7 protein-coding genes and 1 pseudogene are annotated in these 10,375 nt (G+C 65.7%); 6 read left to right on the top strand and 2 right to left on the bottom strand.

Translation table 11 applies throughout. The features are described from left to right. Nucleotides 1-55: 55 nt before the first annotated feature. Together DIE03_RS32215 and icd are read right to left on the bottom strand one after the other, a co-directional pair. The gene (locus DIE03_RS32215; RefSeq protein ID WP_124456215.1) at nt 56-2,284 is read right to left on the bottom strand and encodes an NADP-dependent isocitrate dehydrogenase; all 2,229 of its coding nucleotides are present in this window, start codon (nt 2,282-2,284) and stop codon (nt 56-58) included. A 282-nt stretch (nt 2,285-2,566) separates the two neighbouring features. Further along, nucleotides 2,567-3,823: an NADP-dependent isocitrate dehydrogenase gene (icd, locus tag DIE03_RS32220; RefSeq protein WP_124456216.1), complete on the bottom strand. Its 1,257-nt coding sequence runs from the start codon at nt 3,821-3,823 to the stop codon at nt 2,567-2,569. Between the two features lie 277 nt (nt 3,824-4,100). Between icd and DIE03_RS32230 the strand changes: the two genes are divergently transcribed. The 6 genes and pseudogenes from DIE03_RS32230 to DIE03_RS38880 form a co-directional block, all read left to right on the top strand. Then, nucleotides 4,101-4,679 (top strand): pseudouridine synthase, encoded by a 579-nt coding sequence (locus DIE03_RS32230; protein WP_124456218.1) that lies wholly within the window; start codon nt 4,101-4,103, stop codon nt 4,677-4,679. 280 nt (nt 4,680-4,959) lie between these two features. Next, nucleotides 4,960-5,175, top strand: a complete 216-nt coding sequence (locus DIE03_RS32235; RefSeq protein ID WP_011352970.1) for a hypothetical protein — start codon at nt 4,960-4,962, stop codon at nt 5,173-5,175. Between the two features lie 160 nt (nt 5,176-5,335). Beyond that, nucleotides 5,336-5,836 carry a DUF192 domain-containing protein gene (locus DIE03_RS32240; protein WP_124456219.1) on the top strand — a complete coding sequence of 167 codons (501 nt, stop codon included), beginning with the start codon at nt 5,336-5,338 and terminating at the stop codon, nt 5,834-5,836. Nucleotides 5,837-6,052: 216 nt separating this feature from the next. Next, nucleotides 6,053-8,164, top strand: a complete 2,112-nt coding sequence (gene fusA / locus DIE03_RS32245) for an elongation factor G (RefSeq protein WP_124456220.1) — start codon at nt 6,053-6,055, stop codon at nt 8,162-8,164. A 165-nt stretch (nt 8,165-8,329) separates the two neighbouring features. After that, nucleotides 8,330-9,346, top strand: a complete 1,017-nt coding sequence (locus DIE03_RS32250) for a HoxN/HupN/NixA family nickel/cobalt transporter (protein ID WP_185658264.1) — start codon at nt 8,330-8,332, stop codon at nt 9,344-9,346. Between the two features lie 297 nt (nt 9,347-9,643). Then, nucleotides 9,644-10,375: pseudogene (locus DIE03_RS38880) on the top strand (hypothetical protein); the annotation flags it as partial.

Genomic DNA, 10,375 nt, shown 5'->3' on the forward strand with positions numbered 1-10,375 from the left:
GGCCAGCCGCGCCGCGTCGACACACGCGTTGGCGCGCGCGATTGCGCGGCCCGCGTCAGGCGACTGCGTCGACGATGGCGTTCAGCGTCGCGCTCGGGCGCATCGCCTGGCTCGTCAGGTCGACGTTCGGACGGTAGTAGCCGCCGATCGCCTGCGCCTTGCCTTGCGCGGCCGCCAGCTCTTCCAGGATGCGCGCTTCGCTGTCGGACAGCGCCTTCGCCACACCTTCGAACTGCGCCTTCAGCGCGGCGTCCTCGGTCTGCTCGGCCAGCGCCTGCGCCCAGTACAGGCACAGGTAGAAGTGGCTGCCGCGGTTGTCGAGGCCGCCGACCTTGCGCGCCGGCGACTTGTTCTCGTCCAGGAACTTGCCGGTCGCCTGGTCGAGCGTTTTCGCGAGCACGACCGCCTTCGGGTTCTGGTACGCGTTGCCGAGGTGTTCGAGCGACGCGGCCAGTGCGAGGAATTCGCCGAGCGAATCCCAGCGCAGGAAGCCTTCCTCGACGAACTGCTGCACGTGCTTCGGCGCCGAGCCGCCCGCGCCCGTTTCGAACATCCCGCCACCGGCCATCAGCGGCACGATCGACAGCATCTTCGCGCTGGTGCCGAGTTCCATGATCGGGAACAGGTCGGTCAGGTAGTCGCGCAACACGTTGCCGGTGACCGAGATCGTGTCCTTGCCCGCACGGATGCGCTCGAGCGAGAAACGCGTCGCCTCGACCGGCGTCATGATGCGGATGTCGAGGCCGTTCGTGTCGTGGTCCTTCAGGTAGCGTTCGACCTTCGCGATGATCTGCGCATCGTGCGCACGCGCCGGATCGAGCCAGAACACGGCCGGTGCGCCGGTCGCGCGGGCGCGATTGACCGCGAGCTTGACCCAGTCCTGCACCGGTGCGTCCTTCGTCTGGCACATGCGCCAGATGTCGCCGGCTTCCACTGCATGCTCGAGCAGCACGTTGCCGGCTTCGTCGGTGACGCGCACGACGCCGTCCGCCGGGATCTGGAACGTCTTGTCGTGCGAACCGTATTCCTCGGCCGCCTGCGCCATCAGGCCGACGTTCGGCACGCTGCCCATCGTGACCGGATCGAATGCGCCGTGCTGCTTGCAGTCCTCGATCACGGCCTGGTAGACGCCTGCGTAGCAGCGGTCCGGAATCACGGCCTTCGCGTCGTACAGCGCGCCGTCCGGGCCCCACATGCCGCCCGAATCGCGGATCATCGCCGGCATCGACGCGTCGACGATCACGTCGCTCGGCACGTGCAGGTTCGTGATGCCCTTGTCGGAGTTGACCATCGCGAGGCGCGGACGCACCGCGTATTCGGCCTTGACGTCGGCTTCGATCGCTTCGCGCGTGTCGGCCGGCAGGTCCTTCAGGCGCGCGTACAGGTCGCCGATGCCGTTGTTCGGGTTGAAGCCGACCTGCGCCAGCACGTCCGCGTGCTTCGCGAGCGCGTCGCGGTAGAAGACCGACACGAAGTGACCGAACAGGATCGGGTCCGAGACCTTCATCATGGTCGCCTTCAGGTGCACCGAGAACAGCACGTCCTGCGCCTTGGCGTCGGCGATCTGCGCTTCGATGAAGCTGCGCAGCGCATTGCGGCTCATCACCGATGCGTCGATGACTTCACCAGCCTTCACGGCCGTCTTTTCCTTCAGCACCTTCTTCGCGCCGTCGGTCGTCGTGAGTTCGATCTTCACGCTGCCGGCATCGGCGATCAGCGCCGACTTCTCGCTGCCGTAGAAGTCGCCTTCGGTCATGTGTGCGACGTGCGCCTTCGACGTGGCCTTCCACGCGCCCATCTTGTGCGGATGCTTGCGTGCGTAGTTCTTGACCGACAACGGCGCGCGGCGGTCGGAGTTGCCTTCGCGCAGCACCGGGTTCACCGCGCTGCCCTTGATCTTGTCGTAGCGCGCCTTGACCGACTTCTCTTCGTCCGTCGACGGATCTTCCGGATACGCCGGCAGCTTGTAGCCCTGCGCCTGCAGTTCGGCGATCGCGGCCTTCAGCTGCGGCACCGATGCGCTGATGTTCGGCAACTTGATGATGTTCGCTTCCGGCTTCAGCGTGAGCTGGCCCAGCTCGGCCAGATCGTCGGAACCCTTCTGCTCCGGCGGCAGGATGTCTGCGAATGCCGCGATGATGCGGCCGGCGAGCGAGATGTCGCGCGTTTCGACGGCGACGCCGGACGAACGCGTGAAGGCCTTGACGATCGGCAGCAGCGAATAGGTCGCGAGCGCGGGCGCTTCGTCGGTGAGGGTGTAGATGATCTTGGGCGAAGTGGACATGGTGGTCAAAGCATTGCTACGTGATTGTTGAACTGAGGAGCGCCGGCGGTAACCGGCGGGGAGCGACCGGGTCGGTCGCGAAAGGGGCGCGCCGGCTCAGCCGGGCGGTGGTGTTGCGAGGGCCGTCATGTTCTACCTTGCAGGGCCTCCGGGCCGCATCGCGGCGCCGCGGCCCGCATGCCGGACCGCCCTGCCAACAAACCTGCCATCCACGAAACGCCCCGGCGCCGGCAGTCAGCGCCGGGGCGGCCGGCAACCTGCCGGCCCACCCCGGAAGGGGTCTTACATGTTCTCGATCAGGACTTCGCCGAAGCCGGAGCACGACACCTGCGTCGCGCCTTCCATCAGGCGCGCGAAGTCGTACGTGACGCGCTTCTGCAGGATCGACTTCTCCATTGCGGCGATGATCGTGTCGGCCGCTTCCGTCCAGCCGAGGTGGCGCAGCATCATTTCCGCCGACAGGATCTCGGAACCGGGGTTCACGTAATCCTTGCCCGCGTACTTCGGCGCCGTGCCGTGCGTCGCCTCGAACATCGCGACCGAATCCGACAGGTTCGCGCCCGGCGCGATCCCGATGCCGCCGACCTGCGCGGCCAGTGCGTCGGAGATGTAGTCGCCGTTCAGGTTCAGCGTCGCGATCACGTCGTATTCGGCCGGGCGCAGCAGGATCTGCTGCAGGAACGCATCGGCGATCGAATCCTTGATCACGATCTCGTTGCCCGTCTTCGGGTTCTTCACGCGCATCCACGGGCCGCCGTCGATCAGCTCGCCGCCGAATTCCTTCTGCGCGAGCGCGTAGCCGGCGTCACGGAACAGGCCTTCCGTGAACTTCATGATGTTGCCCTTGTGCACCAGCGTGACCGACTTGCGATCGTTGTCGATCGCATACTGGATCGCCTTGCGCACGAGACGCTCGGTGCCTTCGGTCGACACGGGCTTGACGCCGATCCCGGAGGTTTCCGGGAAGCGGATCTTCTTCACGCCCATCTCGTCCTGCAGGAACTTGATGACCTTCTTCGCCTGCTCGGAACCCGCGGCCCATTCGATGCCCGCGTAGATGTCTTCCGAGTTCTCGCGGAAGATCACCATGTCTATCTTCTGCGGCTCGCGCACCGGCGACGGCACGCCCTTGAAGTACTGGACCGGGCGCAGGCACACGTACAGGTCGAGCTCCTGGCGCAGCGCGACGTTCAGCGAACGGATGCCGCCGCCGACCGGGGTCGTGAGCGGCCCCTTGATCGACACCACGTATTCCTTCAGCACCTGCAGCGTTTCGTCCGGGAGCCACACGTCCGGACCGTACACCTTCGTCGCCTTCTCGCCCGCGAAGATCTCCATCCAGTGGATCTTGCGCTTGCCCTTGTAGGCATGCGCGACCGCCGCATCGACGACCTTGATCATGACCGGCGTGATATCGAAGCCCGTACCGTCGCCTTCGATATAGGGAATGATCGGCTGCTCGGAAACGTTGAGCGAGAAGTCCTTGTTGACGGTGATCTTGTCACCGCCTTCCGGAACCTTGATGTGCTGATACGGCATGATCGACTCCAGTGACGTGGCTGAGCAGGTGATGCTGGTCGAAGCTGCGCGCGCGGCGGGGGCGCGGCATGGCCACCCCGTGACGGCAACAGCGAGCCGCTATTCTAGCGCCCCAACCGGGCACTTCGGCATGAACCGCGGCACTGCGTATCAAGGCCTCACTTATGTCTTATATAAGACAGAGGACTTGCCGTTCCGTATTATGCATTAAGATTCCGCCATTTGCCATAGACCGCCCGCCCCCGCCTCCCGCGGCAGGCCGGGCGGGCGCCCTGCCATGAACCTGATCGCCCTCAACAAGCCGTTCGGCACGATTTGCCAGTTTTCCGCGCACGAGACGCGCCCGTCGCTCGGCGACTGGGTAAAAACGCCCGGCGTCTATGCGGCCGGCCGGCTGGACGCGGACAGCGAAGGCTTGCTGCTGCTCACCGACGACGGCGCGCTGCAGGCGCGCATCGCGGAGCCGCGCCACAAGCTCGTGAAGCGCTACTGGGCGCAGGTCGAGGGCGCGCCCGGCCCGGCCGACCTGAAGGCGCTCGCGCGCGGCGTCGATCTCGGCGACTACGTGACGCGCCCGTGCCGCGCCGAATTCATCGAGCCGCCCGACACGCTGTGGGCGCGCAATCCGCCGATCCGCTACCGCGCCGCGATCCCGACCACCTGGATCGAACTCGCGATCACCGAAGGCAAGAACCGGCAGGTGCGCCGGATGACGGCTGCCGTCGGCTTCCCGACGTTGCGCCTGGTGCGCGTGGGCATCGGCGCACTGGATATATTTGCGCTCGGCATTGCACCGGGCGAAACAATCGCACTGCCGCCGCGCGCGCCATGGGACGGTTTCGCGGCCGCCGGATAAGAATTCGGGAAACGCGAATTTTTCGTCGTCTTTTTCGTCAACCGGCTGCGAAGATCGCGCGTTAAACCACGCAGATGCCAACCTTAGCTATCCGGCATTGGCAGCCGAACCCGTGTTTGCGTCACGAAAGCGACGTTTTTCTCGAATACGATTCGGCGCCCGCAGCGCAATGAGAAATTTCTCGAAGCGTCTGTCAACCGAAAGGTGGATGGCACCGTTAGACGACATGACTCCTATTGCCGGGTCATTTGGTTAATTAACTAAAGCTGAGGAACACAACATGAACAAACTGATCGCCGCTCTGGTCGCTGGCCTCTTCGCAACGGCTGCTTTCGCACAAGCTTCGGCTCCGGAAGCTGCTCCGGCAGCAGCAGAAGCTGCTTCGGCACCGGCTAAGCACGCTGCCAAGAAGCACCACGCTGCCAAGAAGCACCACAAGGCATCGAAGAAGGCTGCAGCAAGCGACGCAGCAGCACCGGCAGCTGCTTCGAACTAAGTAAGCTGGCTGTAATAACGCAGTCAAGAACACGCAGTCTTGCCGTTCTTACGGCGTTGAAAGGCAGATCACCGCAAGGCGATCTGCCTTTTTCTTTTGTGTGCCCGCCGGCGCGCATCGCGTACCATGCGGGTCTCGTTTTCCAGACAGGAGCCATGCTGTGCAATTCTCCCTGCGCTCGTCGCTCGGCCGCCTAGCGCGCGCCACCGTGTTTCCCGCCGCGCTCGCCGTCCTCGCGCTCGGCATGCAGGCCGCCGGCGCGCAGATGCCGCCCGGCGCCAAGCAGCCGAGCGAGTTTCCGCGCGTGAAGCTGCGCGCCGGCATGTACGTGATCGACGCGGCCGTCGCCGCGAACGACGCCGACCGCGAACAGGGGCTGATGTACCGTTCGCAGCTCGCGCCGAACGAAGGCATGCTGTTCGTCTTCAACGAGAACGCCGTGCACTGCTTCTGGATGAAGAACACGCTGATCCCGCTGTCGATCGCGTTCATCCGCGCGGACGGCACGATCACCGACATCGACGAGATGAAGGCCGAGACGACCGACAACCACTGCCCGCGCAACAACGGCGTCTACGCGCTCGAAATGAGCAAGGGCTGGTTCGCGGCGAAGGGCATCAAGCCCGGCATGAAGCTCGACGGCCTGCCGAAGGCCCAGTAACCGCCTGTTCCGCGGCGTCGCGCCGCGCATCGACCGAAGCCGGCCGCCCGTTGCGCGCCGGCTTTTTTTCACCTGCCGGCGGCGCTGCCCCGCTTGATTCCGCCGGCGCCGGCCGCATCTGCAAAAGCCACGCGCAAGCGCTATGCTTTAAGTCTCGCTTGTCCAGCCCGGGCCGGCACCGCCGGCTCGCTTACATTCGAACCTAAGGAGGTTCACGTGCCCCGCAAAACCCCCATCGAGCGCTATCGCAATATCGGGATCAGCGCTCACATCGATGCCGGCAAGACCACGACGACCGAGCGCATCCTGTTTTACACCGGCGTGAGCCACAAGATCGGTGAAGTGCACGACGGCGCGGCCACGATGGACTGGATGGAGCAGGAGCAGGAACGCGGCATCACGATCACGTCGGCGGCGACCACGGCCTTCTGGAAGGGCATGGCCGGCAACTATCCGGAACACCGCATCAACATCATCGACACGCCCGGGCACGTCGACTTCACGATCGAAGTCGAGCGCTCGATGCGCGTGCTCGACGGCGCGTGCATGGTCTACGACTCGGTCGGCGGCGTGCAGCCGCAGTCCGAAACCGTGTGGCGCCAGGCGAACAAGTACAAGGTGCCGCGCATCGCGTTCGTCAACAAGATGGACCGCATCGGCGCCGACTTCTTCCGCGTGCAGAAGCAGATCGGCGAGCGCCTGAAGGGCGTCGCCGTGCCGATCCAGATTCCGATCGGCGCGGAAGATCATTTCCAGGGCGTCGTCGATCTCGTGAAGATGAAGGCGATCGTGTGGGACGACGAAAGCCAGGGCGTGAAGTTCACGTACGAGGACATCCCCGCGAACCTCGTCGAGCTCGCGCACGAATGGCGCGAGAAGATGGTCGAGGCCGCGGCCGAAGCGAGCGAGGAACTGCTCGAGAAGTACCTGCACGACCATGAATCGCTGACCGAGGACGAGATCAAGGCCGCGCTGCGCAAGCGCACGATCGCGAACGAGATCGTGCCGATGCTGTGCGGCAGCGCGTTCAAGAACAAGGGCGTGCAGGCGATGCTCGACGCGGTGATCGACTACCTGCCGTCGCCGGTCGACGTGCCGGCGATTCTCGGCCACGACTTCGCCGATCCGGAAAAGCCGGCGGAACGTCATCCGAGCGATGACGAGCCGTTCTCGTCGCTCGCGTTCAAGATCATGACCGACCCGTTCGTCGGCCAGCTGATCTTCTTCCGCGTGTATTCGGGCGTCGTCGAATCGGGCGATACGGTGCTCAACGCGACGAAGGACAAGAAGGAACGCCTCGGCCGGATCCTGCAGATGCACGCGAACGAGCGCAAGGAAATCAAGGAAGTGCGCGCGGGCGACATTGCGGCTGCCGTCGGGCTGAAGGAAGCGACCACGGGCGACACGCTGTGCGATCCGGTCAAGCCGATCATCCTCGAGAAGATGGAGTTCCCGGAGCCCGTGATCTCGCAGGCCGTCGAGCCGAAGACGAAGGCCGACCAGGAAAAGATGGGCCTCGCGCTGAACCGCCTGGCGCAGGAAGATCCGTCGTTCCGCGTGCAGACCGACGAAGAATCCGGCCAGACGATCATTTCGGGGATGGGCGAGCTCCACCTCGAAATCCTGGTCGACCGGATGAAGCGCGAGTTCGGCGTCGAAGCGACGGTCGGCAAGCCGCAGGTCGCGTATCGCGAGACGGTGCGCACGACGGCATCCGACGTCGAGGGCAAGTTCGTCAAGCAGTCGGGCGGCCGCGGCCAGTACGGCCATGCGGTGATCACGCTCGAGCCGAACCCGGGCAAGGGCTACGAGTTCCTCGACGAGATCAAGGGCGGCGTGATTCCGCGCGAGTTCATCCCGGCCGTCGACAAGGGCATCACCGAAACGCTGAAGAGCGGCGTGCTCGCGGGCTACCCGGTCGTCGACGTGAAGGTGCACCTGACGTTCGGCTCGTACCACGACGTCGACTCGAACGAAAACGCGTTCCGGATGGCCGGCTCGATGGCGTTCAAGGAAGCGATGCGCCGCGCGAAGCCCGTGCTGCTCGAGCCGATGATGGCCGTGGAAGTCGAGACGCCCGAGGAATTCATGGGCAACGTGATGGGCGACCTGTCGAGCCGTCGCGGCATCGTGCAGGGGATGGAAGACATCGCCGGCGGCGGCGGCAAGCTCGTGCGCGCCGAGGTGCCGCTCGCGGAGATGTTCGGCTATTCGACGTCGCTGCGTTCGGCGACGCAAGGCCGCGCGACCTACACGATGGAGTTCAAGCAGTACGCAGAAACGCCGGCCAACGTATCGGAAGGCGTGATCAGCGCGAAGACGAAGTAAGCGCCGGGCGCTCGCGCCCCGTCGCATGCACGCAAGCCCGTCCGGTTCCGGACGGGCTTTTTTTCGTCCGGCGCGCGCTGCCGCGATGGCGTCCTTTTGATCGACTCGCAGGCATTTTTTTCGCATGCCACAATGGAAAGCGATTCGTCAGATGGAACCCGCCCGATGCCGCCCACCCCTGCCCTGCGCCGCCTGCTGATGCTCTACGCCGGCCTGATCGCCGCGAACGTCGCCGTGTGGCTGTGGGCGCTCGCCGTGCTGCGCGACCATCCGCTGCTGCTCGGCACCGCGGCGATCGCGTACGGGCTCGGGTTGCGTCATGCCGTCGACGCCGATCACATCGCCGCGATCGACGTCGCGACACGCAAGCTGATGCAGGACGGCCAGCGCCCGGTGAGCGTCGGGCTGTTCTTCTCGCTCGGCCATTCGACGATCGTGATCGCGGCGACGCTCGGCATCGCGCTGACCGCGTTCGCGCTGCGCGACCGGTTCGATGCGTTCCGCGAGATCGGCGGCACGATCGGCACGGCGGTGTCGGCCACCTTCCTGCTCGTGCTCGCGTGCGTGAACCTGATGATCCTGCGCGACGTATGGCGGCGTTATCGCCGCGCCCCCGCGCACGCACACACGCACGGCGACGCACACGTGCACCGCCCCGCCGGACTCGTGTCGCGACTGCTGCGCCCGCTGTTCCGGTTCGTGTCGAAAAGCTGGCACATGTATCCGGTCGGTGTGCTGTTCGGGCTAGGTTTCGATACTGCAACCGAAATCGGCCTGCTCGCGATTGCCGCCGCGCAGGCGAGCCAGGGGTTGCCGGTCTACACGGTCATGCTGTTTCCCGCCTTGTTCACCGCCGGCATGACGCTGATCGACTCGACCGACAACGTGCTGATGATTCATGCCTATGGCTGGGCGATGGACGATCCGCAGCGCAAGCTGCTCTACAACGCGAGCATCACGTTCGTGTCGGCGGCCGTTGCACTGGCGATCGGCGGGATCGAGGCGGCCGGCCTGCTGGCCGACAAGCTGGCGCTGACGGGCCCCGTGCGCGACACGCTCGATGCGCTCGGCGAACGCTTCGGCTCGATCGGCTACGGCATCGTCGCGCTGTTCCTCGTGTGCTGGATCGCGTCGATCCTGTTCCACCGCTGGCAGCGCGCCGCCGACGCGCCGGCGCGCTGAGCCGCGCGCGAAAGCTCACACGTTTCAATCCGGAAACAAAATCCCCCCGACGACGTTGCATGCGTGCGTCGCGTGTCCGCGCGCGCCTTGCGTGACGGGCACAAGCGGCCGATGGCACGAATCTCGCAGATAGGGATTCGCACGGCGGGCCCGCGTGCCGACCCGCGTTCGCGGCTGGCGTCAAGCGCCGGCCCGAAGGCAATCGGCTGCCGATAGGACAACGAATCTTTTCTGGCTCCCTGCACCACACGTAGATCGTCGCGCGGCAACGAGGCGCCGCGCGCATGGGAGGCCATGATGCATAAGACGAAACAACCGTCCCGCCCGGCGGGACGGCGCCCTCGTGCAACCTTGCTGGCCGCGGCCGCGTTTGCGTGCTGCTGCTCGTATGCGGTCGCACAAACCACCACGCCCGACTCCGTGGCCGGCGCGAACGCCGGCGCGGACACCATCATGACGCTGGTCGCGGACGCTTCGTCGTGCGCAGCCAATCCGGCTGGGTGTGCGGTGCAGGTCTATGCCGGTCATGGTATCGGCGGCAACGGTGCCGGCACGAGCGGCAGTGGCGGCAGCAGTCCTGGACCGGCCAACGGCAGTGGTAGCGGCAACGGCAGCAGTGGAAACAACGGCAACGGTGCCGTCGGACCTGCCGGTGCCGGTGGAGCGACAGGTGGAACGTCCGGCGGGACGAGCGGCACGGGTCGCGGAGGGAACTCGTCCGGCAACGGTGGTAATGGTACTTCGGGTGGCGGTGCTTCCGGTGGCGGCACCTCCGGTGGCGGTACTTCCGGTGGCGGCACTTCCGGTGGCGGCACTTCCGGTGGCGGTACTTCCGGTGGCGGCACTTCCGGTGGCGGTACTTCCGGTGGCGGTACTTCCGGTGGCGGTACTTCCGGTGGCGGAGGCCATGGCGGACACGGAGGCGGCGGCGACGGTGACGGTGGTGGCCATGGCGATGGTGGTGGTCACGGCGACGGTGGCGGCCATGGCGACGGTGGCGGCCATGGCGACGGCGGCGGCCATGGCGAC

The organism is Burkholderia sp. Bp8992 (assembly GCF_003853705.1).
Taxonomy (GTDB): domain Bacteria; phylum Pseudomonadota; class Gammaproteobacteria; order Burkholderiales; family Burkholderiaceae; genus Burkholderia.

Bases quoted from the DNA above. Each gene is read 5' to 3' on its own strand.
- DIE03_RS32215 (WP_124456215.1), bottom strand. From the start codon at position 2,284: ATGTCCACTTCGCCCAAGATCATCTACACCCTCACCGACGAAGCGCCC.
- DIE03_RS32230 (WP_124456218.1), top strand. From the start codon at position 4,101: ATGAACCTGATCGCCCTCAACAAGCCGTTCGGCACGATTTGCCAGTTT.
- DIE03_RS32235 (WP_011352970.1), top strand. From the start codon at position 4,960: ATGAACAAACTGATCGCCGCTCTGGTCGCTGGCCTCTTCGCAACGGCT.
- DIE03_RS32250 (WP_185658264.1), top strand. From the start codon at position 8,330: ATGCCGCCCACCCCTGCCCTGCGCCGCCTGCTGATGCTCTACGCCGGC.
- icd (WP_124456216.1), bottom strand. From the start codon at position 3,823: ATGCCGTATCAGCACATCAAGGTTCCGGAAGGCGGTGACAAGATCACC.